The organism is Collimonas sp. OK242, assembly GCF_900107095.1.
Classification (GTDB): Bacteria; Pseudomonadota; Gammaproteobacteria; order Burkholderiales; family Burkholderiaceae_D; genus Collimonas.
This window is the reverse complement of the sequence record NZ_FNOR01000007.1, coordinates 62,822-89,821: the sequence shown is the minus strand read 5'-3', so window position 1 is coordinate 89,821 and position 27,000 is coordinate 62,822. Positions and strand designations below refer to the sequence as shown.

The following is a 27,000-nucleotide window of genomic DNA, read 5'->3' as shown; positions in this document are numbered from 1 at the left end:
CGCCCTTGAATATACTAGCCGCCAACCAATTCTCTTCGATCTGGAATTTTCTTCTTGAATCGTCCTTGCACTACGGCCTCAACGCTGTGCTGGCCATCATCACGCTGGCGGTCGGCTGGTGGCTGTCGTCGCGTTTCGCCAATGCGCTTGACCGGGTGATGACGCGCGCCAGCCTGGACGCCACCTTGCGTCCGGTGCTGCGCAGCGTGTTGCTGTGGCTGATACGCCTGATCACGCTGGTCGCCGTGCTTGGCCAGTTCGGCGTGCAGACCGCCAGTATTGTCGCCGTCCTGGGCGCCGCCGGCCTGGCGATCGGCCTGGCCTTGCAGGGGACTTTGCAAAACATAGCGGCCGGCATGATGCTGCTGTTCCTGCGGCCGTTCCAGGTCGGCGAATACATCTCGAATGGCAGCATTGAAGGCACCGTCGATGAAATCGGCTTGTTTGCAACCAAGCTGACCAAGGCTGACGGCATCTGCCTGTTCGCGCCGAACAATCAGCTGTGGAATAGCGCCCTGACCAACTATAGCCGCAACAACACGCGCCGCATCGATATGCCGATCGGCATCAGTTACAAGGATGATCCAGCGGTTGCGATGAAAGCGTTGCGGAAACTGTTGCTGGCGGACGAGCGGATCCTGGCGACGCCGGCGCCGCTCGTGGTCGTTACCGATCATGCCGAAAGTGCGGTCATGCTGAATCTGCGAGCCTGGACCAGCACCTCCGAATACTGGGCGGTGCGCTGGTCGATTGCACAAAATGTGCAGGCTGCGCTGTCAGCGGTAAATTGCACGATCCCGTTTCCGACGCGTGAATTGCTGATCACGCGCGAAGCGGAAACCACGATTGCAGCTTGATTGGCCCGCTTTTTGCTAATTATTTTTTTTTGCAATGAGGTCGATCTGGCAAGTCCATGCTTGCCGGACAGAAGCCTATAATAATTATGCATAAACCTATGCATAGATGGCATTAGATCGCTTTGCCAACTTTCGTTACAGTTCCGCTGCGCGGCGGCGCATTCCCGAATGTTGAACTGCCGCGTGGCCGCTTCCGGGTTTGAGTTTGAGTTTGAGTTTGAGTTGAGCCTGGCTTGCGGTCCACAACTACCAACAAAATCAGGAGATTTATGTCTACCACCCGCACATTCGCACTGCGCTCCCTCAACCGCACATTCAATTCCTACGCGGTGATGATGTTCAGCGCCTTATTGCTCGCCACCTCCGTGGCGCATGCGCAAGACAACCAGGCCAAGCTGCCTAACGTGATGATCCTGGCAACCGGCGGCACGATCGCCGGCACCGGCGCCGACAGCACCACCACGGTCGGCTACACCTCAGCCACCGTCGGCGTCGAAAAGCTGATCGCTGCAGTGCCGGAGTTGAAGAAAGTCGCCAACGTCAAAGGCGAACAGGTATTCCAGATCGCCAGCGAAAGCATGACCAACGATCATTGGCTGAAGCTGGCCAAGCGCGTCAACACCTTGCTGGCGCAACCGGACGTGGACGGCATCGTCATCACCCATGGCACCGACACCATCGAAGAAACCGCCTATTTCCTCGACCTGACCGTCAAGAGCCGCAAGCCGGTGGTGATCGTCGGCGCCATGCGCCCTTCGACCGCGATCTCGGCCGATGGCCCGATCAACCTGTACAACGCGGTCCTGCTGGCCGGCAGCAAAGATGCGATCGGCAAGGGCGTACTGGTTTCGCTCAACGATCAGATCAACGCGGCACGCGAAGTGACCAAGACCAACACCTCGACCACCGACACCTTCAAGTCGACCGAACTCGGCATGCTGGGTTATATCCAGGGCAGCAAGGCGCACTTCTACCGGCAGTCGACGCGCAAGAACACGGTCGATACCGAATTCGACGTCAGCAAGCTGGATGTGCTGCCGCAAGTTGACATCATCTACGGCTACGCCAACATGACCCGCGCTGCGCTCGACGCGCAAGTTGCTTCGGGCGCCAAAGGCATCGTCCAGGCTGGCGTCGGCGACGGCAGCATTGCGGCGCAGATGAAAACGCCGCTGGTCGAAGCACGCAAGAAGGGCGTGATCATTGTTCGCGCCAGCCGCGTCGGCCAGGGCATCGTTGCCCGCAACGGTGAAGCCAACGACGATGAGCTCGATTTCGTGGTGTCCGATACGCTGAATGCACAAAAAGCACGCATCCTGCTGATGCTGGCGCTCACCAAGACCAACAACACCAAAGAAATCCAGCGCATGTTTTATACCTACTGATCATGTTTGCATGACATAGCTTATAAACAATAAAAGGCCAGCTAAATCAAGTCTGTGATTTAGCTGGTTTTTTTATTTTCAGGCTGGTTTTCGCTGCATATGTGCCGGCGCCACTACAAGCGTTGAGCGCGAGTCCCTATACAACGTTGGCCAAGACGCCAAACCTTTCGCTCCGATAGAAATCGACTATGAATTCTTTCCCAAGAGCAATTTAATAAATAGTTATCTGTTGGTATAAGGCCTCTAGCGTTTAATTCACGGGCGGTTACAATCGTTGCTTCATTTGGTAACTTTTAAAAATCAAAGCCTATGTCCGAAGAATTCGAAGTCCCTAGCCCGCACGAGCAGCATCTGGAACACGTTACTGAACATGCCCATGGCAGCGGCGATAGTTTCGCCGGCAAGATCGCGGTGATGACGGCCATCCTGGCGACCGTCGGCGCCATGTTCAGCTATCAGGCCGGCTCCACTGAAAGCGAAGCGGCGATGAACAAGAACAATGCCGCGATCAAGAAAACCGAAGCGTCCAACCAGTGGAATTACTACCAGGCCAAATCCAGCCGGCAAAACCTGGCTGAGCTGGCGACCCATATTCCCGGCGTCGATGCGGCGCATTACGCCGCCGAAGCGCAGCGTTACAAGAGTGAGAAGGAAGTCGTGCAGAAAAAAGCCGAGGCACTCGAAGCCGAGGCTAGCGCATGGGATGAAAAATCTGAGTTGGTATTGCATCAGCATCACCGCTGGGCGCAGGCAATGACGGCGATCCAGATTGCCATCTCGCTGGCGGCGATTACGCTGCTGACGCGCAAGGAGTGGCTGAAAAAAATGGCGTATGGCGCGGGGGCGGTCAGCGTGGTGCTGGGGACGCTGGCCTGGCTGCATATTTAAAAGTGAGAGACTATGAAAAAAGACGGAAAGCGCACTGCGCTTTCCGTCTTTTTTCGTTTCAATCCAATTAACGCGTGACAGGCTTGTAGCGAATCCGCTTAGGCTTGGCGCCTTCCTCACCCAGGCGCTTGCGCTTGTCGGCTTCATATTCCTGGTAGTTGCCGTCGAAGAACGATACTTGCGATTCCCCTTCAAACGCCAGGATGTGGGTGGCGATACGGTCCAGGAACCAGCGGTCATGGCTGATCACCATCACGCTGCCGGCGAATTCCAGCAAGGCGTCTTCCAGCGCGCGCAAGGTTTCGACGTCGAGATCGTTGGACGGTTCATCCAGCAGCAACACGTTACCGCCTTGCAGCAGGGTCTTGGCCAGATGCAGGCGGCCGCGTTCACCGCCGGACAGGTTGCCGACGATCTTTTGCTGGTCGCCGCCCTTGAAGTTGAAGCGGCCCAGGTAGGCGCGCGACGGCATTTCAAAGCGGCCGACGGTGAGGATGTCAGCGCCGCCGGAGACGTCTTCAAACACGGTTTTCTGGTCCGACAAGGAGTCGCGCGACTGGTCGACTATCGATACCCGCGCGGTTGTACCGAGCGCCACCTCGCCGCTGTCCGGCTGTTCCTTGCCGGTGATCATCTTGAACAGCGTCGATTTACCGGCGCCGTTAGGGCCGATGATGCCGACAATGGCGCCCGCTGGAATACGGAAGCTGAGGTTGTCGATCAGCATGCGGTCGCCGAACGATTTCGACACATTCTTGAATTCGATCACTTCATTGCCCAGGCGCTCGGCGACCGGGATAAAGATTTCCTGGGTCTCGTTGCGCTTCTGGTATTCGTGTTCGCTCAGTTCATTGAAGCGCGCCAGCCGCGCCTTGCTCTTGGCTTGGCGGCCCTTGGGATTCTGGCGTACCCATTCCAGTTCCTTGGCGATGGTTTTCTGGCGTGACGATTCGGTCGCTTCTTCCTGTTTCAGGCGATCGCCCTTTTGCTCCAGCCATGAGCTGTAGTTGCCTTTCCAGGGAATGCCGTGACCGCGGTCCAGCTCCAGGATCCATTCGGCGGCGTTGTCGAGGAAGTAGCGGTCATGGGTGATGCCGACCACGGTGCCGGGGAAGCGTTGCAGGAATTGCTCCAGCCATTCGACCGATTCGGCATCCAGATGGTTGGTCGGTTCGTCCAGCAGCAGCATGTCGGGTTTCGACAGCAGCAAGCGGCACAGCGCCACGCGGCGCTTTTCACCACCGGAGAGGATGCCGATCTTGGCGTCCCATGGCGGCAGGCGCAAGGCGTCGGCGGCCATTTCCAATTGCAGATCGAGATTGCCGTCGCCGGCGGTGGCAAGGATGTCTTCAAGTCTTGCCTGTTCCGCTGCCAGCGCGTCAAAGTCTGCATCCTCTTCCGCGTAGGCGGCGTATACGGCGTCCAGTTTGGCCTGCGCCTCAAATGCTTCGCCCAGCCCGCCCTCGACCGCTTGACGCACCGTTTGTTCCGGATCGAGCTGCGGTTCTTGCGGCAGGTAACCGATATTCAAGCCAGGCATAGGCACCGCTTCGCCCTGGATATCCTTATCGATACCGGCCATGATTTTCAGCAAAGTCGATTTGCCGGAACCGTTCAGGCCCAGCACGCCGATTTTGGCGCCGGGGAAGAACGACAGCGAGATATCTTTCAGGATTTGACGTTTGGGCGGCACGATCTTGCCGACCTTGTTCATTGTGTAGACGTATTGGGCCATGAGTAGCGATGATAATAAAAAGAAATGCGATGAATAGGCGAGCAGCAAATAAGGAGCCGAGCTGCCAAGAATAAACTATGCGGGCCGGGTTGACGAGTTGTTAAGACTGATCCCCGGCGCCGATCTCTGGGCGTATTGTAAACGTGCGCCATAATCCTTCGGCCGAATACAGGGCCAGCGCGCACCAGATGACGATGAAACCCAGCAGCCTGGCGCCGTCCAGCTGTTCCTTATATAACCAGACGCCCAGCAGCAATTGCAGCGATGGCGTGATGTATTGCAGCACGCCGACCAGCGATAACGGCAGGCGGCGAGCGCCGGCGGCAAACATCAGCAAGGGAATCGAGGTAATCGGACCGGCGGCGACCAGCAGCCATTTGGTGGAAGTCGAGGCGCTGACAAAGGTATTCTGATCCTGGACCGTAGTATAAACCAGGTACGCCAGCGCCAGCGGCAATACCAGCGCCGTTTCCAGCGCCAGGCCGGGCAGGGCGCCAAGGCTGGCGGTCTTGCGCAGTAAGCCGTAGCTGCCGAAAGTGACTGCCAGCGTCAGCGCAATCCAGGGCGGATGGCCGGTTTGCCAGGTCAGCCAGAGTACGGCGGCAGCCGCCATGGCAATCGCCAGCCATTGCAGCGGGCGCAGCCGTTCGCGCAGGAAAATGAAACCAAGCGCAACGCTGACCATCGGGTTGATGAAATAGCCGAGGCTGGCCTCGACGATGTGATTATTGTTGACGGCCCAGATGTAGGTGGTCCAGTTGGCGGTCAGCAGCAGCGCGCTGGCCATGAAGCCGCCGATGACACGCGGTTGCCGCAGCATCGGCGCTACCCACGCCCATTGCTTGCGCACGGTCAGTACGATCACCAGGAACAGGAACGACCACAGCATCCGGTGCATGACGATATCGACCGGCGGAATCTCGGCTTCGAGCGCCTTGAAGTAGATCGGGAACATGCCCCACAGGACGTAGGAGGCGATGGCGTAGAACATTCCTGCTTGCATGGCTTCGGTCTATAAAAAGTGAAAGAGCGGTGGTAAACGTTTGTTGTGTTTTTGGTATTCGCTTCAGGTGCACCCGGATAAGCTCCGGCATTTTACGCATAAGCGGCCAGCCTGATAGCGAGGATATGCATATGGCCGATGGATCAGGCCGCCAGCAATTCCTGGAAATAATAAAGCGTCGAGCCCAGTTCCGGCGGTGATTGATACCGACTGATGCGGTCACGGCGGAACGGTAGCGCATGGGAAAACGCCGGACCGTCATACACGAAAGTATGGAACTCGCCGTTCTCGCCGCAGGCGTCTACGTTCGGCGGCAAGTCGGCGAGAAAAGCCGCATCGAATTCACGTCCGCAAAAATCTTGCGTCAGATGGTTGCCGTTGACGCATACCACCAGCGCCTTGAAACCAAGCGCCAGGAATTCGTCCAACAGTTGCCGCCGCGGCTGGTTCCATAGAGGCAGGCTGGCTTGCAGCCCTGCCTCGGCGCAGACCTTTTCTTCCCAGTCGCGATGCGCTTGCAAATCGATATCGCCGAACACGGCATGGCGTATGCCGGCGCCGTGCGCATCACGCAAGGCGGCGATGAATTTTTCTTCATATTGTTGCCAGCTGGCGCTGTAAAACGCCAGCGGCACACCGAGCGCATCGGCCTGCGCCTGCAGCAATGCCGGCGGTACGCCGTGCGAACGGGCGCGTTGGCCGTTTTCATCGAGCGCCGTAATCAGGCGCTTGATCTGCATGCCGTGTCGACGGGCGCGCCATAGGGCCAGGCAGGAATCCTTGCCGCCGCTCCATGACACCAGTGCGTTTGCCGTGTGAGTTGTCATGCCTGGACCGCCGCTTGCGCAAGGCGTCGATGTTCCGGCCTGGCTACGAAGCGATGTAACAGCAAGCCGCCGACGCCGCAAATTGTCATCACCACCATCAGCGGCAACGCCGTGCCATCGTGCCACCAGCTCATGCCGATGCCGGCGGCGATGCCCAGCGACAATTGCAAAGTGCCCATCAAGGCTGAAGCCACGCCGGCCTGCTTGCCTTGTTGCGACAAGGCGATGGCCGAAGCGTTCGGGCTGATGAAACCGTAGCAGGCCAGGTAACCGAAGAAACCAATCAGCAGGATCGGCAGGCTGTTCACGCCGCAAGCCACCAGCACCGCCACCAGCACGGTCAGGATAGCCGGTAGCCACAGGGCGCGGCCGAGGATGGCGTCGAGCGCATGTTTTCCGACCAGGCGCGCATTGATCTGGGAGGCGGCGATCAGGCCGAAAGCATTCGTGCCGAACACGAAACCGAAATGCTCAGGCTTGATGCCGTGCAATTCGATCAGGACAAAAGAAGAGCCGGTAATGTAGGCAAACATACCGCCCTGCATCAGGCCGCCGACCAGGCTGTAAGAGACGAACTGACGATCCAGCAGCAGCCTGCCGTATTGTTTCAGGGTGCGGCCCAGATGCAGCGGTTCTGCCTTGTGGCGATCCAGCGTTTCCTGCATCGTGTAATGGATCGCCAGCAGGCAACACAAGCCAAAGGCGGCGAGGCCGCCGAAAATCACGCGCCAGCCCCAGAATTTGAGCACGCTGCCGCCGATCAGCGGCGCCAGGATAGGCGCCAGGCCCATCACCAGCATCATCAGTGAAAACGCCTTGGCGGCGCCGGCGGTGCCCAGCCGGTCGCGGATTGCTGCGCGCGCGATGACCATGCCGGCGCAGCCGCCCAGGCCTTGCAGGAAGCGGAACACGATCAGCGCGGATACGTCTTGCGACGCCATGCAGGCTAGCGAGCCCAGCAGGTACAGCGTCATGCCGATATAGAGTGGCGGCTTGCGGCCGAAACGATCGCTGAGCGGTCCGTAAAATATCTGGCCGACAGCCAGTCCGACCAGGAAGCTGGCCAGTGTCAGTTGTATCAGGTTGCTGCCGACGCCGAACTGTTGGGCGATGGCGGGGAAGCTTGGCAGGTACATGTCGATCGACAGTGAGCCGATGGCGGTGAGGGCGCCGAGCAATAGCAGCCAGCCCGGGAGCAATTTCTCGGGGCCTGGGGTGTCAGGTATGTTTGTCATCGGGGTACTTGGAGTTGCACAACCTGCTTGTGCTTCAGTGGTTATTTATAGCGGGTGGAAGGCGTCGGCAGGAAGGGCCGGGCGGTGCGCCGGATATGGATCAGTCCGGCGACCTGGAACAGTTGTACATGTTACACCAACATCGCGAGATCTGCCGGCAGCCGCCGTGCCGTCTGTTCGTTGACTACTCCGCTAAAAAATCCAGCAAAGTCAGCGCTATGACTTTAGTCGCTTTGCGCAAATCATCCAGCGCCAGGTTTTCATCGGCTTGCTTGGCGTTGGATTCCATCAGGGTGCGCGGGCCGGCGCCGTACAGTACGACTGGAATGCCATGTTCGCCGTACAGGCGGGCGTCGGTGTATAGCGCTGAGCCGTTGGCCGGGATGGCTTCGCCGAGGATGGTTTGTGCATTCCTCTGCACGCTGGCCAGCAGTTTTTCGTGGCCTGGCAAGGGGCGTAGTGCGCGTGCCAGCAACAGGCGCCTGATGTCGACGCGGATGCCTGGCAGGCCCGCTACCGCGGTTTCGATCATCGCGCGTACTTCGGCTTCGACAGCTGCCGGATCTTCCTCCGGAATCATGCGGCGGTCCATCTTCAGGACCACTTTCCCCGGCACCACATTGGTATTGGTGCCGCCGTCGATGCGGCCGACGATCATGGTCGGATGGGTAATGCCGGGAATCGCCGAGGCGATTTTTTTCAGGTCGGGCAGTTTGGCGTAGATCGCTTGCAGCACCTTGGTTGCTGCCTGCAATGCATCGTGGCCGGTTTCCGGCATCGAACCGTGGGTTGCCTTGCCATGCACGGTGACTTCAAACTGCAAGCAGGCGTTGTGCGCGGTGACGACGTTGTAGCTGAAGCCGGGACCGATCACCAGATCGGGTTTGGTCAGCTGGTTTTCCAGCAGCCATGCCGGCCCTAGCAAGCCACCGAATTCTTCGTCGTAGGTGAAGTGCAGTTCCAGTGCGCCCTTGAGCGGCACGCCGAGTGCTTCCAGCGCGCGTACGGCAAAAATATAGGTGGCGAAATCGCCTTTGGATACGGTGGTGGCGCGGCCGTAGATGCGGCCGTTTTCGATTTCGCCGCCATACGGCTGTTTAGTCCAGCCCTCGCCGGGAGGCACCACGTCGCCGTGCGCATTCAGCGCCAGCGTCGGGCCCGGACCGGCATACTGGCGGCGGATGATCAGGTTGGTGATGCTTTCCATGCCGTACTCTTTGACTGCGGCGGCCGGCACCGGATGCTTCTCGGCCTGCCAGCCCCAGGCGGTGACCAGCTCGGCTACCGCGTCGGCGTGCGGCGCGTTGTTGCCGGGCGGCGTGTCGGTGGGAATGCGGACGATCTTTTGCAAGAATCCGACTTCTTCGTCAAAGTGGCTGTCGATCCAGCTGGTCAGCTGATCGGATAATTTTGAATTGTTCATCGTTGTGGGACAGAGTTTAAGAGTCGCTGCGACGGGTCAGTTTCCGACATATCCCCGATAGTAGCGCAATCCCAAGCCGGTCAGTATTTCATAGCCGATAGTGGCGGCCGATTGCGCCACTGCATCGACCGGACGATGCGGCCCGATCAGCTCGACCAGGGCGCCGGCCTGCAGGCGCCGGGCGTCAATGCCGGTGACGTCGACGGTGATCGAATCCATCGAGATCGTGCCCACCATCGGCGCCGCGCTACCGCCGATGAACACTACGCCGCGATTGCTCATGCTGCGCAGCCAGCCGTCGGCGTAACCGACGCCGACGGTTGCGATCTGCCGTTGCTCGGTGGCGCTATAACTGATGCCGTACCCTACATGGTCGCCGCGCTCGATGGTCCTGGTCTGCAGGATACGCCCGTGCAGCGCAACCACCGGCTGCAGCGGATTGGCGGCGCCGGCAACCGGCGCGATGCCATACAGCGCGGCGCCGGGCCGGACCAGGTCGAACTGGTAATCGCGGCCAAGGAAAATCCCGGAAGAATTGGCCAGGCTGGCGGGCACGTGCGGCAGGCGTTGCCGCAGCGTGTTGAAACGCGCCAGCTGGCTTGCATTCATCGGATGGCCTTGATGCTCGGCGCATGCCAGATGGCTCATCAGGAACAGCGGCGGGATGCTTTGCAGGTATTGCGGGTTGGCCAGCCAGGTCTCGGCTTCAGCCGCCGGCAATCCCATCCGCGACATGCCGCTGTCGACCTGGATGATCGCCGGCAGCGGGCGTTGCAGCGATTGCGCCAGCGCGTGCCAGCCCTGGATTTGTTGCAGGCTGTTGAGTACCGGCGTCAGTCCGTGGGCGATGAATTCCTGTTCCGTCCCGACCGGCGGACCATGCAGTACAAACACTTGCGCCGTTGCCGGCAGATGCGGACGCAGCGCGATGCCTTCATCCAGATGGGCGACAAAGAAATGGCGGCAGCCTTCCGCCGCCAGCGCCGGTCCCACCCGCTCTGCACCTAGTCCGTAGGCATCGGCCTTGACGGCTGCGCCGCAGAGGGCCGATGCCGCTTGCTGGCGCAGCAAACGGTAGTTGCTGCGCAGGGCGTTGAGGTCGACCGTCAGGATCGCGCCTGCGTGTGCTGCTTGTGGATGCATGATGTGTACCGTTCGATAGCGTCGTGTTTGCTACCCTGACCTGTACCGGCTCAGGCGTAAGCGGGATGCGCCGGTTGGTCGCTGTGTTTGCTGTAACGGCCAACCGCCAGGTCGTCCGAGGCAATCGCCGGCCGTTTGCCGGAAATCAGATCCGACAGCAATTGCGCCGAGCCGCAAGACATGGTCCAGCCGAGCGTGCCGTGGCCGGTATTGAGGAACAGATTGCGGATATGGGTGGCGCCGACGATAGGCGTGCCGTCCGGCGTCATCGGCCGCAAGCCGGTCCAGAAACTGGCGGCGGCTGTGTTGCCGGCGCCCGGGAACAAATCGTTGACCACCATCTCCAGCGTGGCCCGGCGTTTCGGTTTGAGCGTCTTGTTGAAGCCGACGATCTCGGCCATGCCGCCGACCCGGATGCGGTCGTCGAAACGGGTGATGGCGATCTTGTAGGTTTCATCGAGGATGGTCGAGACCGGCGCTGCTTCGGCATCGACAATCGGGACCGTGATCGAATAACCCTTGAGCGGGTACACCGGGATATCCAGCAAGGAACCGAGGAAGCCGGTCGAATAGGCGCCCAGCGCCACCACATAGCGGTCGGCTTGCAGATGTTCAGGGCCGCACTGGACGCCGGCGATTTCGCCATTGGCCAGGGTCAGCGCATCGATCTGCAGGTTGTAGCGGAAGCGCACGCCGAGTTCTTCGGCCATTTTTGCCAGCCGCTCAGTGAACATCTGGCAGTCGCCGGTTTCATCGTTGGGCAGGCGCAGAGCGCCGCTCAGCTTGTGCTTGACCGCCTCCAGCGCCGGTTCCGCCAGCGCCAGCTGGTCCGGCGTCAGCAGTTCGAACGGTACGCCGGTCTCTTGCAATACCTGGATATCCTTGGCGGCATCGTCCAGTTGCTGCTGGCTGCGGAACACCTGCATGGTGCCGAGCTGGCGGCCTTCGTAGGCGATGCCGGTGTCGGCGCGCAGGACCTTGAAGCAGTCGCGGCTGTATTCGGCCAGGCGCACCATGCGTTCCTTGTTGACGGCGTAGCGGGCCGCACTGCAGTTGCGCAGCATTTGCCACATCCAGCGCAGCTGGAACAGGGTGCCGTCCGGCGTGATCGAGAGCGGCGCGTGCTCCTGCAACATCCATTTCAGCGCTTTCAGCGGGATGCCCGGCGCCGCCCAGGGCGAGGCATAACCAGGAGAGATCTGGCCGGCATTGGCAAAGCTGGTGTCTAGCGCGGGCCCCGGCAGGCGATCGATGACCGTTACCTCGTGGCCGGCGCGCGCCAGATAATAAGCACTGGTAACGCCGACCACACCGCTGCCAAGGATAAGCACTCGCATCTTGAATCTCCGTAACGCCAATTCTTATCTTTATCTTACTGCGTGCGCTGAAAATGCGGTTAGCAAAAGTCAGAGAATGGCGTGTTGATGAATTGTTGTTGATTTACAGGAATAAGCGCTATGCTAATGGCTATTTTCTAGCATTTGTTACTATATAAATCGATGTATTCAGGATTTAACACTGAAAATATGAGTAAATTCAGGATATGAGAATCTATAAGGAATCGAGCCGCGCCCTGGACAAGCTGGACCGCCATATTTTGCGCCTGCTGCAACAGGACGGCCGGATGTCGATGAAGGATCTGGGCGAGCAGGTGGGTCTGTCGATCACGCCCTGTATCGAGCGCGTCAAACGCATGGAGCGCGACGGCGTCATCGACGGTTATTACGCCCGCATCAACCCGGCGGCGGTGGGCGCCAAGCTGCTGGTGTTTGTCGAGATCACGCTGAATCAAAAATCCGCGCATGCCTTCGAACAGTTCCGGCGCGAAGTGCTGCGCATCCCCGAAGTGCTGGAATGCCACCTGGTGTCCGGCGATTTCGATTACCTGATCAAAGCCCGCATCCGCGAGATGGCAGAATATCGCAAACTGTTGGGCGACATGCTGCTGCAACTGCCCGGCGCCGCGCAGTCCAAGAGCTATGTTGTAATGGAGGAAATCAAGGAGACGCTGGCGTTGTCGATGGAGAGCAAATAGTGGTGAATGGCGGCGGTTTCCTGGTTTTTATCATGTGAATGCAGTCAAATTTCGAAAAAAATCCAACACCTACGGAGATCGTAATTGAAACTATTTTCTTTGATCGTCGCAGCTCTGCCTTTCCTCTGTTCACCAGCCTTCGCGCATGCAGCGCAGCCGCAATCCACCGCAACCGCCGAAGCTGCGGCAACTACCGCATTCGTTTCGGTCAACCTGCTGCCTATGGATACGGATCGTATCGTGCGTAACCAGAGCGTGCTGGTCGAGGACGGCAAAATCGTCGCGATCGGTTCGGCGCTGGCTATCCCGAAGAATGCGCGCATCATCGACGGCCACGGCCGTACTTTTCTCTCGCCCGGACTGGCCGACATGCACGTCCATTCCGACACCACCGGCGACATGCAGGTCTACCTGGCCAATGGCGTTACCACGGTACTGAATATGGGAGGAGCTTCAAGCGGTTTCATGGACCAGGTGCGGCCTGACATGAACCGCGGGAAGATTGCGGGGCCGCATATTTTTGCCGGCTTCGTGGTCGACGGTTCTCCGCTCTACGGCCAGTTCGTGGTGGCTACGCCGGAGCAAGCGCGCGCCATGGTCGGCCTGGCAAAAACCAATGGCTACGACTTCATCAAGGTCTACAACAATTTGTCGCCGGCCAGTTTCCAGGCCTTCATAGAGGAAGGCCGGAAACAGCACATGGCTGTCATCGGTCACGGCGTTACCCGGGTCGGCCTGGAACGTCAACTCGACGCCGGCCAGGTCCTGGTGGCCCATGCGGAAGAATTCTTGTACACGACGTTCTCGCATCCGGATAAAGAACCCGCAGGCGTGTCAGGGCCGGCGGACAGCGCACCTGATCCAGACGAAATTCCGGCCGCCATCGCCTTCATCAAGCGCAACAAAGCTTTCGTCACGGCGGACATCATCACCTATGCAACGATTGCGAGCCAGTGGGGCAGGCCAGCGGTGGCCGAACGCTATATGCATATGCCGGAAATACGTTACCTGTCGCCCGCCCGGCGGATCAGATGGGGCGACGACGGTTATACCAAACGCCAGGGCGATCTCAGCGCCAGGGTTGAATTCCTGCAGCGTTTCATCAAGGAGATGGCGCAGGCCGGCGTCCCTCTGGTGACCGGCACCGATGCGCCCACCATCCCCGGCCTGGTGCCGGGCTTTTCGTTGCACGACGATCTGCGCGCTCTGGAGGAGGCTGGCCTCAGCCGATACCAGGTCCTTTCTGCGGCTACCCGCACGCCCGGTGAAATGATTCGCCGTTCGGTGCCTGACGCCGAGCCGTTTGGCACGATCAAGGTGGGTAATCGCGCCGATTTCATTCTTTCGGCGAAAAATCCGCTGGACGATCTGTCTACGCTACGCACCCCGCTTGGCGTCATGGCCAATGGCAATTGGTACGCGGAACCCGAGCTGCATGCACTATTGGATCAGGTCGCAGACAAGTACGACAACGCTTTCAAGCATTAGGCGGCGGCGCTTGGCTCGGGCTGCAAGCTGATCTCGATGCGTTCCTTGCCTTTTCCGGTGTTCTTGCGTTTCAGCTTGAGAGCGCCGATTTCCGCGGTTGAGCGCGGATGGGTGCCGCCGCAAGCCATCCTGGCAAATCCCGCGACTTCCCAATACCGTCGTTGCGCCGCTTCATCGGTGAAGGCGGTGACGATAGGCAGGTCGGCGCTCAGCAGGGCGGCTGCTGCGGTTTCTATCTGCGGGAACAGCACGGCAATATTGCTGTCATCGGCAAAATCGATGCGCGCCTTGTCGGCCGAGATATGGGCGCCGATGCGCTCTATGCCGGGGCGCAGCTGGTAGACCAGCTGCAGCACCATTTCGGCGGCGAAATGCAGCCGCATCAGGCGGTAGCGGCGCTCCCAGTCGATCACGATCTCGACTTCGCTGCCGACGTGCAGGCCATGTCCGGGAGCCAGCGTGTAGACGATATCCAGGCCATCTTTTTCAGCGCACAGCACGGAGTGCCCTGCCAGGGTCCCGGCGTCGCTCTCCTGGCCGCCGGAGAAGGCGAAGAAAATCGTTTCCGCCAGGCGGATACGGTCGTTGTCGACAGCGACTACCTTGGTGTCAAGCGTCGTGCGATAAGGGTCTTGCCAGAAAAGCTTGAGTGTCATGGCCGAACGGACTAAGGAAAGGTCTGACAAGGATAACAATGAAAAGGGGGCGAATTCGACACTCGCCCCTTTTTTTCCTGGCTAAACCCTAGAACTTGCCATCCTGGAAATCCCGCATCGCCTGTTCCACCTGCTCACGGGTGTTCATCACGAACGGTCCCCACTGCGCAATCGGTTCATTCAAGGGCCGGCCGGCAATCAGCAGAAAGCGGCTATTGCCCTGCGCTTGCACACTGACGCCGGCGGCATCGGCAGTATTGCTCAGGATCGCCATGCGGCCTGATGGTGCGCTACGGCCATCTTCCCCGATGCGCAGCTCGCCTTCGAATACATACAGGAAGGCATTGTGGCTCGCCGGTATCGGCAAATCCAGCTGTTGGCCGCCTGCCAGCTGCAGGTCCAGATATAGCGGTTCGGTGTGCGGCCTTTGGACGGCGCCGGCGGTGCCGAAAGCCGAGCCGGCAATCACTTTCACCTTGACGCCAGGCTGCGGCGATACCTGCGGGATGTCGTCTGCCTGCAGATCGCGGTAGCTGGGAGCGATCATCTTGTCGCCCGAGGCCAGGTTGAGCCACAGTTGGAAACCGCTCATCAAGCCGTCTTCCTGCTCCGGCAGTTCCGAGTGCACCAGGCCGCTGCCGGCCGTCATCCATTGCACGCCGCCGGCCTGCAGCAGGCCTTCGTTACCGGCATTGTCGCGATGGCGCATGCGGCCGGCCAGCATGTAGGTGACGGTTTCGAAGCCACGGTGCGGATGGTCGGGGAAGCCCGCGAGGTAATCTTCCGGCTTATCAGAATGGAAATTGTCCAGCATCAGGAACGGATCGAGACGGTGTTGCAGGTCGTGTGTCAGAACCCGCACCAGGCTCACGCCTGCACCGTCCTGGGTCGCAACGCCGGTGACCAGGCGTTCGAGTTGGCGATTGAAAACTGGCTTGCTCATGAAATTCTCCATTCCTTGATGGCTAGACGATGTGTTGCTTGGATTGCGCCTGTCTTTTTGCGCTTACTTTTTTGAATCTTTTGAATCGGGAGTAACCGCCGCCAACATCAGCAACGCACCGATGATCGAGACGTTTTTCAGGAAGTTATTCATCTGATTTTGCACATTGGCCGGATCGGCTTCCCAGAAGCGGTGCGCGGCCAGGGTTGCGCCAACCGTGAACAGCGCCACGACGAGCGCCGCCGGACGTGCATTCCAGCCGGTCATGAGCGCCAGTCCGCCGCCGACTTCAACCAGGATGGTGAGGAGTACGGCGAAGGTCGCAAACGGTATGCCAAGGCTGCTCATATAAGCGGCCACGCCGGAAAAAGCGGTGATCTTCAAGATGCCCGAAATGAGGAACAAGGAAGCCAGCAGAACCCGGCCGGTGCGATACAGTGTTGGCGAAATTTGCATGATGTTTCCAATCTATAAAAGGGTTTTAACGTAAGTGAGCATTCGCTTTTAGCGCGCCGCATTCATTGTGCATCGGGTACCGCTTACAGCGAACAAGGCTATCTTAATCATCTTGGGCCTAGCGGGATATTGATTATCTTGCGATAATCAATATCTAATAATTAGATATTGTTGAATGGCCATGAATATCGAACGACTGTCGCTGGATCAGTTGCGCGTGTTTGTCCAAGTTGCCGATAGCGGCAGTTTCCTGGCCGCATCAAAGGCGTTGATGCGAGCGCAATCGGCGGTCAGCTATGCGATCAGCACATTGGAAGGGCAGCTTGGTTTGCCCTTGTTCGATCGCAGCGGCTATCGTCCGCAGCTGACCGCTGCCGGCACCGAGCTGTTGCGCGATGCGCGCCAGGTACTGGATCAGGCCGACGCGCTGCAGGCGCGCGCCGCCGCCTATGCCCAAGGCCAGGAACTGGAGATCACCCTGGCGCTGGATGTGTTTTTCCCGACCTCGGCGCTGGTGGCGCTGCTGTGCGATTTCCGGCTGGCGTTTCCTGGCGTCACGGTGCGCCTGGAGATCGAAGCGCTAGGCTCGGTCGCCGAGCGCGTGATCGATGGCGAGGCGATGCTGGGCGTCATCGGCACCTTGCCCATCATTCCCCCCAATTTGCTGCATGTCAGTTTGCCGACGATACTGCTGGTCGGGGTAGTAGCGCCAAGTCATGCGCTGGCGCAGTTCCGCGGCCGTATCCCGGGCCATGTGCTGGAGCGGCAGGTGCAGCTGGTGCTGAGCGATCGTAGCGCGCTCACCGCCAACCAGGATTTTTCGGTGCATTCCTCCGTGTCCTGGCGCATGAGCGATCTGGGTACCAAGCACGCCTTGCTGCGGGCCGGCATGGGCTGGGGTTATATGCCGCAGCACGTGGTAGCCGACGATCTGGCAAGCGGCCGGCTGGTGCGCATCCAGACCGCCGGCCAGCCGCCGCAGGGCGCGGCTATGCCCATGCAGTGCGTGTATCGGCCGGATCGCGAGGTCGGGCCGGCCCTCAGCTGGTGGCTGGATGCATTATCCAAACTGACTACTTTCGATCTGGCCTGAATGATGAAAAAAATAAAATATCCTGAACAGCTGCTGATGCTGGCGTACCTGGCGCGTTGGCTGATATTGGCATCTGTGGTCGGCGCTTTGGCCGGGCTGGCGTCGGCCGTCCTGCTGCTGTCGCTGGAGTGGGCCACGGCTACCCGCAATGCCCAGCGCTGGCTATTATGGCTGTTGCCTCTGGCGGGCTTTGCAGTCGGCTTGATTTATCACCTGCTGGGTAAAGCGGTCGAGGGCGGCAACAACCTGCTGATCGACGAAATCCACGATCCCCGGTGCATCGTGCCGAAGCGCATGGCGCCGCTGATTTTATTGGGCACCGTGATTACCCATTTATTCGGCGGCTCTGCCGGACGCGAGGGGACGGCAGTGCAGATGGGCGGCGCCCTGGCCGATCTGATCACGCGCATCACCCGCCTGGGGCCGGACGAGCGCCGCATCCTGCTGATGGCCGGCATCAGCGCCGGTTTTGCTTCAGTGTTCGGGACGCCGCTGGCGGGCGCCATCTTCGGGCTGGAAGTACTCGCCATCGGCCGCCTGCGTTACGACGCCATCCTGCCTTGTTTCATTGCCGCCATCATCAGCGACCAGATACCGGGTTTGCTCGGCGTTCACCATACCCATTATGCGATTCCGTTCGTGCCGCATTTCGGCATCGGCATTTTTGCCGCGACGCTGGTGGCCGGCATTGTGTTCGGCGTGGTTGGCATGGCGTTTGCGGAGGCGACCCACGGCTTGTCGCGCCTGCTCAAGCGCGGTATCAAATTTCCGCCGCTACGGCCGTTTGCCGGCGGCGTCGCGGTATTGCTGCTGGCTTTGCTGCCGGGCACGGATAAATATCTGGGACTGGGGATTCCGACGATCGTGGATGCCTTCGAGAAACCGCTGCCGGTATACGACTTTGCCGGCAAAATCGTTTTCACGGTAGTGACGCTGGCGTCCGGCTTCAAGGGCGGCGAGGTGACGCCGCTGTTCTATATCGGCGCCACCTTGGGTAACGCTCTGGCGCAATGGCTGTCGATGCCGGTTCCGGTACTGGCCGGGCTGGGATTCGTGGCGGTATTCGCCGGCGCCGCCAATACGCCGATCGCATCGACCGTCATGGCGATGGAATTATTCGGGCCGGAGATCGGCGTGCTAGCTGCTATCGCCTGTGTCGTCAGCTATCTGTTTTCCGGCCACACCGGGATCTATCATGCACAAAGGATAGGCCACGCCAAACGCCTGACGATCCCGGAAGGCATGCGCTTGTCGGAGATTGCCGGTTTTCGCAAGCGCGGCGGCAAGATCGATAAAGCCGATGACGTCGATCAAAAAATCGAGTAGCAGGTCTTGCAACTCAGCCGAACTTGCGCACCGCATCCAGCGCCAGGCCGGCGCCGATGCTGCCGAACAAGTCGCCCTCAACCGCTTTGGCCGAGGGCACCAAGGCCGCAATCTTGTGGCGCAACAGTTGCACCCCACTGGAGCCGCCGGTAAAGAATACCGTATCGACTTGTGCCGGCGCGACACCTGCATCGCGCAGCAGATTGCCGACGGTGTCTTCCACCGTACTCACCAGGTGTCCGATGCTGGCATTGAATTGCTGCCGCGTCAGGCTCAACGCCTGGTTCGGTGCGATGCGGTCCAGGCTGAGTTGCACGGTCTCGGCGTCTGACAAGCCGATCTTGCCCTGTTCCACCTGCAATGCCAGCCAGTGTCCCGCGCGTTGTTCGACCAGATCCAGCAGGCGGCCGAATTTTTCGCGCTCGACGGTTTCACGCTGCACGTCCTTGAGCTGCAGCCAGGCTTTGCGGGTATAAATCTGGTTGATGGTGTGCCAGGTGGCCAGGTTGAAGTAATAACTGGACGGCACTTCGCTGTTGTTAACCAGGCGGCTACCCAGCCCCAGCATCGGCATCACGCTGGACAAGCTCAGGTATTTATCGAAATCGGTGCCGCCGATGTGGACGCCGCCGGTAGCCAGGATATCGTCGCGCCGCTCGCTGTGGCCGGCGCGCTTAGGCGACAGGCGCACCAGCGAAAAGTCGGAGGTGCCGCCGCCGATGTCGGCGATCAGCACCAGTTCCTCGCGCTGTATGCCGGATTCATAGTCGAAGGCGGCAGCGATAGGCTCGTACTGGAAGGCGACATGCTGGAAACCGACCGAGCGGGCGATTTCTGCCAGCGTATCTTCAGCGCGTTGGTCGGCGCTTGGATTGTCGTCCACAAAAAACACCGGGCGGCCCAGCACCACGCTGTGAAATTCCCTGCCGGCGGCGCTTTCGGAGCGCGTTTTCAGTTCCGCGATGAAGTGGGTCAGCAGTGCGCGGAACGGCAGCGCGCGGCCGCCAACCTCAGTCTGGGCATCGATCAGGCTGGAGCCGAGCAAGCTCTTCAGCGACCGCATCAGACGCCCCTCGTAACCGGCCAGATAGCCGCTCAGCGCGGCACGGCCGAAACTGAAAGCATCGTCCTCGGCGTTAAAGAAAACCACCGAAGGCAAAGTGACTTTACCGTCTTCCAGCGGCAGCAAGGCATTCTGTCCGGGCCTGCTCCAGCCAACTGTGGAATTAGACGTGCCGAAATCCACGCCGCAAGCATTTGACATTGCCATGCCTCACAAATAAAAAATTGGTCGGCAATGGTATACCAAAGATATTGGCGGCGTAGGGGAAATACAGCGGGGTGTTGGAAAATTGCGAATTAATATCTTGATAAAGCCGATTGATACGGTGCATTGATGCAGCACGTTGATGCCAGGAAACATCACCAGCGCGAGAAATGTTCCTCGGTCACGCCCACCAGGCGTTCCACCGGCCGTGGCGCGGCATTGGGCTCCGGCTTGACCCAGCCGCTGAAACTGCCTATCGGCTGGATATAGCGGGTGGCGGCGATCAGCATGTTCTTGTTTTCACGGCGTGCGCCTTCCGGCATGAATCGCAGATCGAGCAAGCCGTCGTCGGTATAGATATGCCATGGCGCCAGCGGCGCCGCCAGGTCGTACTCGAAACGTACGTGGCCGAGCGCATGCAGCTGGCCGTCGAGCCAGAGTACGTTCTCCTGCTTGCCGAAATAGCCGGCTTGCAGATTGAAGCCGATATCCAGGCCGTGGGCCGAGGCCCAGCGCCATTCGGTATTCCGCGCCAGCAAGCCGTTCGAATAATCAAAACTGGCGACGCCGCCCTCCAAAGCATAGCGCTGGTCACCCACGCGCACTTCGCCGGTGAGCGGCATGCCTGGCGATTTCTGGGTGGCGTGCACCGAACCGTGAACGATAGGCCCGACCGCCAGCAGCGGGGGGGCCGTCTGGCTGGCGTCGAACTCAGCCTCAAGTTCGAATTGCTCGCATTGCAAGCTGAGCTGATATTTGCCATCGCCGCCGCCAGCCTGATCGGCGGCGGCCGGCGGCTGATAGTCGATCCGGTTGCCGAAACAGTGGAAACGGCTAGGCCCGCCAGGCTGATCGCTGACTTTAGCGCTCAAGCCGGGGATGCCGTCTTGCGAAAAGCCGGCAATCTGCCTGCCTTGCTGGCGGTCGAAGACATAGGCGAAAGCGGTATTGGTCCAGCCAACGTCGACAATCGCGATGCCGCACAGCAATTGCGGCGTCGACAGCGCCACGTATTGCCAGCGTTTGTGATGAAAGCGCCGCCACAGGCTGCTGCGCGCATAGGGCGCGGCCAGAGTCGACCAGTCGATCACCCCGGTGTGGCCGGCATAACGCCCCATGCGCGGCTGGCCGTCGGCATCGATGACGTTGACGGGAGCAGCGGGCAGGGATGGAGCAATCATATGGAGTGATAGGGCATCAGTGAGCATCGGTGAGAATTCAACAGTTTTTCAACGTCAGGTCCCGCAGCACCGGCTTTCTGTCCCTTATCAGGGACCTGCTCGTGATAGCGTGCGCTACCCTTTACAATGGCGGGTCGGATATCGATTTTTACACACACAGCCGTCAAAAGCACCATTTAACGCCAATACCCTATATATTTTCGTTTTTGCAATGTCACTACCGTAGGCAACCCGATTGTTTTTTGAACCTGACCGACTTAATTTTTTCAGGCCGCTTGCAGGCAAGCACCGCGGCGTGGTGGTGGCTTGCGTGCGCGCACTGTATGAGCGCTTGCATGGCCCCAGTGCCGATTACGGCCAGAACCTGACGCGCGACGGCTTGCGCGATCTGCTGCTGCCGGTAGTGCAGGAGTCGCGCCAGATTTTGCTGATGCAAGAAGAGGCAGCAGAGGCAGCCGCAGGCAGCGCGCTGGTCGACGACGATCTCATTCCCGCCGGCGCCGACGATCAGCAAAGCAGCAGCGCGTTGTTGCGTACCTTGCTGCGGGACGGCTGGCTGGAAACCTTCGGCGACCGCGCCGGGCTGGTCACCGCTTACCGCTTTACGCGCGCCGGCAAGCTGTTCGCCGAGGCATTCTGGGCGATAGACCGGCGCAGCGCACGCACCCGCCAGCGCAATGTCCGCAGCTGCCGCAATGCGCTCAATGCGGCGCTACGCAATGTCGATGCCTACGATTTGATCGATGCTTATGACTATGCCGAGAAAGTCATCAGCGACTTGTCCGAAGGCGTCGACTATTTCCAGGAACTGGTGCGGCGTCTGATGCTGGAAGCATCGCAAACGCCGTGGGACGGCTTCATGGAGTTCCTTGACCGTTTCGAGAAAGAATTCAAGAAGCAGCTGACTGCCGACAGCATAGAGCGCCATCGGCAGGCCATCCGCGACGTGATCGCCCGTTTGCATAGCCTGGAACAGGACAAGTCGCGGGCGCTGGAAGAGCAGCTCAACGATATCGCGCGCTGGGCCAGCCAGGAGCGGCAAGGACCGTCGACGCTGGACTGGATGCTGGATCGCATCGAAGAAATGGTGGAAGCGGCGTGCACCACCAAACATCCGGAGCTGATCAAGGCCATGAGCGTCTACATGCAACGCGCCGCCAGCATCGTGCAGCAAGCGCTGATGCTGCGCGGCGGCCAGACCCGGCAAGCCTATAGCGTAGCCATCGGCAAGACCGCCAAGCTCAGCGGCGATGCGCAGGACGCTTTGCTGGAGCGTCTCGGCGCCGCCATCGCGCCGGCCGAAATCCGCTTGCTCGATCCATCCGGATTCAAGCTGCGCAGCGCCTCGCAACGGCGCAAGGCCCTGACCGTGACGGCGCAGCCGAAAGTGACGCGCGACGCCAGGCTGGCGGCCGCCATGTATCGCGCCGAAGCCGACGCATTTGCCCTGTCCAACGACGACATCGTGCATCGCATCCGCGCCGAATTGCGCTTGCGCGACCGGCCGATCCGGCTGTCGACTTTGCCGGTGGCGACCACCACCGATGTCCTCAACAATATGCAAGTGGTAGAAGCCGTACGCGGCGCCCGCGACGAGCGGCTGACGGTGCAGAAATTGCCGAGCAAACTCTGGAACGAGTTTTATGCTGGCGACGATTATCAGATCGAGATGAAACATGACACTGAATGAAACATTGAACGAACAACTGGCACTGCACAATTTGCCGCTGGAGCGGTTTCGCGAAATCGTCGGCCGTCTATTTGCAGCCGGCATCGTGATACGCGAAGAAGACGGTGTCGAGCAACGCTTGTATGACGATGCGCGCCGGATTGAAGCCTGCCTGAGCGATTATTTCCAGCTTGGCGGTTTTCGCCTGGAGCACAATCTCAAAGGTGAATTTTTCCGTCTGTATGCCCCCGGCGCCGAAGTACCCGGCATGCCGGAAGACGGCCTGGATCCGGTGCCGGGTCTGCGCGCCCGGTTATCGCCGGATTTCGTCGCCGCGGCGCTGGCGCTGCGCTTCCAGTATCAGCAAGGCTTGGCGGATGGCGGTAACCGGCTGACCGATTCGGGTGAGGTATTGACGCGCTTTGAAGAACTGTCGGCTACGCTGCAGACACAATTGAAACGCGCCCTGCCGCCGACCAATATCGAACGGCAACGGCTGCTCAACGATCTCAAGCGGCATCGCCTGATTCGTCTGGCGCCGAATTTTTCCATGGACGATGAGGACGCCTTGCTGGCGATCCGGCCGACTATCCTGGGCATCATCAGCGACGATATGCTGGAAGCTGCGCTGGAATCGGAACCGCTGCAGGCGGGAGCGGAAGTCGGGCCCGAGACGGAGCAAGCCAGCTTGCATGTAGTGGCAGAACCGATGATGGAAGAAGAAAGCATAGAAGGAAACATCGAATGAAGCTGGATAAACTGATCCTGGTGAACTGGGGCGCCTTGCGTTCGCAAGAGTACCCGATGGGCAATATGACTTTGCTGACCGGTCCCACCGGTTCCGGCAAATCGACCATGCTGGATGCTTTGCAAACCGTGATGACCGCTGTTTATCAAAATATCTTCAGCTACAACCCGGGGCAGGACGAAACCACGCAAGGCGCGCGCAATGGCAAGACCAAGCGCACCCTGTGGTCCTACGTCGTCGGCGCCGAGGATAATCTGTTCGCCCGTCCCGACGGCGCGCACGGCTATATCGCCGCTGTCTTCAAGCCGAGCGAAGGGGAAGAAGGGCGCGAGTTCACCGCCCTGGTGGCGGCGTCGGCCCGGGTCGATGGCGCCGGCGAGCGCCGCCAGGCGGTATCGGAACGGCTGGCGTTGCTGATCATCGACGGCGTTGCGTTGCAGCTGGGCGACCTGACTTCGACCGAGATCGACGGCGGAATGGCGGTGGTGGCGGTCGAAAAGATCGAGCATCATCTTGCCGGGAAATATCGCGGCATCACCAATTTCCGCGACAGTAAGCGCGAGTATCTGTGCCAGTTGTACGGTCGCTTCCGCGGCCAGAAAACCGTTTCCTTCGCTGAAGCCGAAAGCGCCGCCCGGGCCTGGAGCCAGTCGATAGCGCACAAGCCTATCGGCAGCGTCGACGATCTGGTCAAGCACCAGATCCTGGAACTCGACACCACGCAACTGTCGCAGCGCATCGGCCAGATCAGCAAGCTGATGCGGCAGGTGAACGAGTTGCGCAAGGAAGGCGAGCGCCTGACGGACAACGTCAAGCGCCTGGAATTGCTCGGCAAAGCCGTCGGCGACACTGCGCGTGCGCATCAGTCGGCCAGCCAGTCGCAGCTGCTGGTGTCGTCGCTGGCTTTGCGTGAAGACCAGCGGCAGCTGGAAGCGGCGACCGCCGCCATCGACGGCCTGCAAGCACTGATAGCCGATGAAACCGAGAGCGCCGACAAGCTGGAACAGGACCGCGCTGCCAAGAACCGCAGCCTGACGCAGATTCACGCGCAGATGATGGGCATTCCTGCCGCCGAACAGAAAACCCGGATTCAAAACCAGATCGAGCAGAACGACGCCAAGATCAAAGCCGTGTTCAATGCGCTGCAGCACAATGCGCTGGCCGCCCAGAAACTGGAAACCGCGGCGCGCGACGTGGCCGGCATGCAGATTCCGTCGGACCAGAAGGAAATTGCCGATGCCGCCCGCCAGGTAGTGCTGGCGCTATCAGCTGCCGGTGCGCTGGAGCTGGCCGTGCATCTGCGCAGCATCGCCGAACTGGCCAAGGCCGATGAAGTAGACGTGCTGAAGTCGCTCATGCTGGTCAATGACTTTGAAGGCGTCGACGCCGCTCTGGGAAAATTGCACGCTGCGCTGGCCGGCACCGAACACAGTTTCGTATCGGCTCTGCACACCCAGATTGCGCAACTGCGGGCAGCCGAGCACGAAGCCTTGCGGCGCGAGAAGGATGCCGCCTCGCGTAAAGCCAACCTGGCCGAAGGCGGCGCCGACTATCCGGCGCATATCCGCCACGCGCTGAAGGAGTTCCGCTCCGAGCTGGGCGCCGCGCGGGCCCAGGTACTGTGCGATCTGGTGGAGCCGATGTCGGCCGACTGGCAGGCGGCGATCGAAGGCTACCTGGGCGGCGCGCGTTTCAACCTGGTGGTGGATCAGGCGTGGGAAGGCAAAGCCATCGATTTCGTACGCCAGAAGAAACTGCGCGCCAATGTGATTCAAGGCAGCTTCTGCCTGAAGAACCTGAAAATCGAAAGAACCCCGAGCGACTCCATCGTGCACGAACTCAGCACCGAGCATCCGATTGCCCAGGCTTATCTGCATGAGCAGTTCGGGCAGGTGGTCAAGGTGGCCGATACCGAGGCCCTGCGCCATGCTTCGCGCGGCCTGACCAAGGACGGCAAGGGCAGCGGTTCGCGCACCATGTTCACCGCCGATGCCGACCTGCTGGTATTCGGCCAGGAAGCCAAGCGGCTCGCCAAGCAGCGCGCCGAGCAAGAACATATACAAGCAGAGCAAGAGCTGACACTGGTGCGCGCCCAGTTGCGCAACTTGCAGGGTGCGCTGGCCTTGATGGGACAATTGCAATGTCCCTCCTTTGCTGCGATCGACGAACTGGAAAATCTGGTGCGCGAGCTCGATGGAGCGCGCCAGGATTTGAGCCGGCTCGATTTGACCGAGGTCAGCAAGCTGGAAGATGAAGCGCAAGCATTGAGCCTCGAGATCGCCGGCCTGGAAGCGCGCAAAACTGCATGCAGCAAAAACATAGGCGGTCACGAAAAATCCATACAAGGCCATCAAGCCAACATCAGCAAGCTGAACCTGGGCATGGCCGCCAAACAGAACCGGGTCGACGGCGATACCGGAAAACTGCGTGACCTGTGCATCGTCAACGGCAGCTTGTCCTTCACCGCGCTCACTGACGAAGTCGCAACCTGGGTCGGCGAAGGAAGCTATTCCTCATTCAAGGCGTCTGACAATGTCGTCAAACAAACCGCGCTCAGCTGGCAACGCTACGGCGATACGCGCAATGCGCTGGGCGAATATCACGCCCACGCGCGTATCGACGAGCGCTTCGAAGTGGCCCATGGCGAGGATTTGCGCGACGGCGATTTCACGCCGCTGTACGCAATGATGGTGACCTTGCAAGACCGCACCCGAGCCCAGCTGACGCGGCAAAAAGATATCGGCCTGATCAAGAACCTGGAGCAGCTGCGCACTGCGGAATCGTCGTTCAACGATGTGTTCACCAAGCAGTTCTGCTACGAAATCCGGAATGCTGTCGATACCGGTGTGCGCACCTTGAAAACGCTCAATATCGAGCTCGACAAGCTCAAATTCGGCACCGATAAATTCCGCATCGACTGGTCGGAGTGGGTGCCGGAATTCAAAGCCTATTACGACTTCTTCTGCGCCACATCGGAAATGTCGGATACGCAGGAGGCCAGCAGCTTGTTTGCCGATCCCGTGTTGAGTGCGGAAAATTGCCTGGTGCGCGATCGCCTGGTGCAATTGCTGTTGTCTGACGATGAAGACAAGGCGGTCAAGGAGTTGCAGCGGGTTGCGGATTACCGCAATTACCGCCGCTATGAAATCTACAAGGAGTCCGATACCGGTTCGCACGTGCGCTTGTCGGAGTGGGGCACCGGTTCCGGCGGCCAGCTGGAGACGCCGGCTTACATCATCCATGCGGCGGTCGTCACCAATCGCCTCAAGCGTTTCGAAAAGGGCAACAGCCTGCATTTGCTGGTCAACGATGAATCGTTCGCCAAGATGGACGAGGGACGCGCACGCGATGTCTTGAAATTCCTGCGCGATAACCTCGGCATGCAGCTGATCTGCGCCATGCCGACCAAACACGCCGGCGCGATCAAGCCGGAGTTTTCGCGCGAATGGAGTTTCAGCCGTACCGTGGCGGATGGCAACGGCGAAGTGGGTTTCGTTTCGGAATCGGATGAGCGCGAACTACGCTCGGACAAGCTGCGCGAGCTGTGGGAGCTGCGGCGGGCGCAGGTGCGTGAGCAGGCGCAGATCAATTTCGAGGCGGCTGAGCAGGCGGCGGCATGAGTGCGCCGCTCTGGCTAGAGTC

General features: G+C 59.9%; 22 protein-coding genes. 10 read left to right on the top strand and 12 right to left on the bottom strand.

Translation table 11 applies throughout. The features are described 5' to 3' along the window. Positions 1 to 5: 5 nt before the first annotated feature. The 3 genes from BLV81_RS09040 to BLV81_RS09030 all read left to right on the top strand — a co-directional run bounded on the left by BLV81_RS09040 (position 6) and on the right by BLV81_RS09030 (position 3,130). On the top strand, positions 6 to 857 hold the full coding sequence (locus BLV81_RS09040) for a mechanosensitive ion channel family protein (protein ID WP_092354566.1): 852 nt from the start codon (positions 6 to 8) through the stop codon (positions 855 to 857). 332 nt (positions 858 to 1,189) lie between these two features. Continuing rightward, entirely contained in the window at positions 1,190 to 2,242 is a 1,053-nt protein-coding gene (locus tag BLV81_RS09035; protein ID WP_092355039.1) for a type II asparaginase, read from the top strand. Between the two features lie 309 nt (positions 2,243 to 2,551). Further along, complete coding sequence (locus BLV81_RS09030; RefSeq protein WP_092354565.1) at positions 2,552 to 3,130, top strand: DUF4337 domain-containing protein; 579 nt, start codon at positions 2,552 to 2,554, stop codon at positions 3,128 to 3,130. Positions 3,131 to 3,197: 67 nt separating this feature from the next. Here the strand turns inward: BLV81_RS09030 and ettA are convergent, their stop codons facing one another. The 7 genes from ettA to BLV81_RS08995 form a co-directional block, all read right to left on the bottom strand. Further along, complete coding sequence (ettA, locus tag BLV81_RS09025) at positions 3,198 to 4,865, bottom strand: energy-dependent translational throttle protein EttA (protein ID WP_092354564.1); 1,668 nt, start codon at positions 4,863 to 4,865, stop codon at positions 3,198 to 3,200. Positions 4,866 to 4,965: 100 nt separating this feature from the next. Then, on the bottom strand, positions 4,966 to 5,868 hold the full coding sequence (gene rarD / locus BLV81_RS09020) for an EamA family transporter RarD (RefSeq protein WP_092354563.1): 903 nt from the start codon (positions 5,866 to 5,868) through the stop codon (positions 4,966 to 4,968). A gap of 143 nt (positions 5,869 to 6,011) precedes the next feature. Next, complete coding sequence (locus BLV81_RS09015) at positions 6,012 to 6,695, bottom strand: Dph6-related ATP pyrophosphatase (protein WP_092354562.1); 684 nt, start codon at positions 6,693 to 6,695, stop codon at positions 6,012 to 6,014. Next, complete coding sequence (locus BLV81_RS09010; protein WP_092354561.1) at positions 6,692 to 7,930, bottom strand: Bcr/CflA family multidrug efflux MFS transporter; 1,239 nt, start codon at positions 7,928 to 7,930, stop codon at positions 6,692 to 6,694. The genes BLV81_RS09015 and BLV81_RS09010 overlap by 4 nt, the downstream gene beginning before the upstream one ends. 184 nt (positions 7,931 to 8,114) lie before the next feature. Then, positions 8,115 to 9,353 (bottom strand): ArgE/DapE family deacylase, encoded by a 1,239-nt coding sequence (locus tag BLV81_RS09005; RefSeq protein WP_092354560.1) that lies wholly within the window; start codon positions 9,351 to 9,353, stop codon positions 8,115 to 8,117. 36 nt (positions 9,354 to 9,389) lie between these two features. Then, entirely contained in the window at positions 9,390 to 10,496 is a 1,107-nt protein-coding gene (alr, locus tag BLV81_RS09000; RefSeq protein WP_092354559.1) for an alanine racemase, read from the bottom strand. A 50-nt stretch (positions 10,497 to 10,546) separates the two neighbouring features. Further along, positions 10,547 to 11,833: a D-amino acid dehydrogenase gene (locus tag BLV81_RS08995; RefSeq protein WP_092354558.1), complete on the bottom strand. Its 1,287-nt coding sequence runs from the start codon at positions 11,831 to 11,833 to the stop codon at positions 10,547 to 10,549. A gap of 206 nt (positions 11,834 to 12,039) precedes the next feature. Between BLV81_RS08995 and BLV81_RS08990 the strand changes: the two genes are divergently transcribed. Beyond that, a complete protein-coding gene (locus tag BLV81_RS08990; protein WP_092354556.1) occupies positions 12,040 to 12,531 on the top strand; it encodes an Lrp/AsnC ligand binding domain-containing protein in 492 nt (163 codons plus the stop codon). 84 nt (positions 12,532 to 12,615) lie between these two features. Continuing rightward, on the top strand, positions 12,616 to 14,019 hold the full coding sequence (locus tag BLV81_RS08985) for an amidohydrolase family protein (protein ID WP_092354554.1): 1,404 nt from the start codon (positions 12,616 to 12,618) through the stop codon (positions 14,017 to 14,019). Here BLV81_RS08985 and BLV81_RS08980 read toward each other — a convergent pair. From BLV81_RS08980 to BLV81_RS08970, 3 genes are all read right to left on the bottom strand, one after another. Beyond that, positions 14,016 to 14,675 (bottom strand): alanyl-tRNA editing protein, encoded by a 660-nt coding sequence (locus BLV81_RS08980; RefSeq protein WP_092354552.1) that lies wholly within the window; start codon positions 14,673 to 14,675, stop codon positions 14,016 to 14,018. The genes BLV81_RS08985 and BLV81_RS08980 overlap by 4 nt on opposite strands. An 88-nt stretch (positions 14,676 to 14,763) precedes the next feature. Then, positions 14,764 to 15,618 (bottom strand): pirin family protein, encoded by an 855-nt coding sequence (locus BLV81_RS08975; RefSeq protein ID WP_092354550.1) that lies wholly within the window; start codon positions 15,616 to 15,618, stop codon positions 14,764 to 14,766. Between the two features lie 63 nt (positions 15,619 to 15,681). Next, entirely contained in the window at positions 15,682 to 16,074 is a 393-nt protein-coding gene (locus BLV81_RS08970) for a DoxX family protein (RefSeq protein WP_092354548.1), read from the bottom strand. Positions 16,075 to 16,255: 181 nt separating this feature from the next. Here BLV81_RS08970 and BLV81_RS08965 point away from each other — a divergent pair, with 181 nt between their 5' ends. Both BLV81_RS08965 and BLV81_RS08960 read left to right on the top strand, forming a co-directional pair. Further along, positions 16,256 to 17,167: a LysR family transcriptional regulator gene (locus tag BLV81_RS08965; RefSeq protein WP_092355036.1), complete on the top strand. Its 912-nt coding sequence runs from the start codon at positions 16,256 to 16,258 to the stop codon at positions 17,165 to 17,167. Positions 17,168 to 17,170: 3 nt separating this feature from the next. Then, positions 17,171 to 18,493 (top strand): voltage-gated chloride channel family protein, encoded by a 1,323-nt coding sequence (locus BLV81_RS08960; RefSeq protein WP_218134264.1) that lies wholly within the window; start codon positions 17,171 to 17,173, stop codon positions 18,491 to 18,493. A gap of 13 nt (positions 18,494 to 18,506) precedes the next feature. On the opposite strand, the gene BLV81_RS08955 is transcribed toward BLV81_RS08960, so the two are convergent. Further along, positions 18,507 to 19,757 carry an Hsp70 family protein gene (locus BLV81_RS08955; protein ID WP_092355030.1) on the bottom strand — a complete coding sequence of 417 codons (1,251 nt, stop codon included), beginning with the start codon at positions 19,755 to 19,757 and terminating at the stop codon, positions 18,507 to 18,509. 158 nt (positions 19,758 to 19,915) lie between these two features. Beyond that, positions 19,916 to 20,941 (bottom strand): DUF2804 domain-containing protein, encoded by a 1,026-nt coding sequence (locus BLV81_RS08950; RefSeq protein WP_092354546.1) that lies wholly within the window; start codon positions 20,939 to 20,941, stop codon positions 19,916 to 19,918. A 235-nt stretch (positions 20,942 to 21,176) separates the two neighbouring features. Here BLV81_RS08950 and BLV81_RS08945 point away from each other — a divergent pair, with 235 nt between their 5' ends. From BLV81_RS08945 to BLV81_RS08935, 3 genes are read left to right on the top strand one after another with little or no spacing between them, the layout of a single operon-like run. Then, entirely contained in the window at positions 21,177 to 22,631 is a 1,455-nt protein-coding gene (locus BLV81_RS08945; RefSeq protein WP_092354544.1) for a Wadjet anti-phage system protein JetA family protein, read from the top strand. Then, positions 22,618 to 23,358, top strand: a complete 741-nt coding sequence (locus tag BLV81_RS08940; protein WP_092354542.1) for a DUF4194 domain-containing protein — start codon at positions 22,618 to 22,620, stop codon at positions 23,356 to 23,358. Before BLV81_RS08945 ends, BLV81_RS08940 begins: the two co-directional genes overlap by 14 nt. After that, positions 23,355 to 26,978: an ATP-binding protein gene (locus BLV81_RS08935; RefSeq protein ID WP_092354540.1), complete on the top strand. Its 3,624-nt coding sequence runs from the start codon at positions 23,355 to 23,357 to the stop codon at positions 26,976 to 26,978. Before BLV81_RS08940 ends, BLV81_RS08935 begins: the two co-directional genes overlap by 4 nt. Positions 26,979 to 27,000 lie beyond the last annotated feature (22 nt).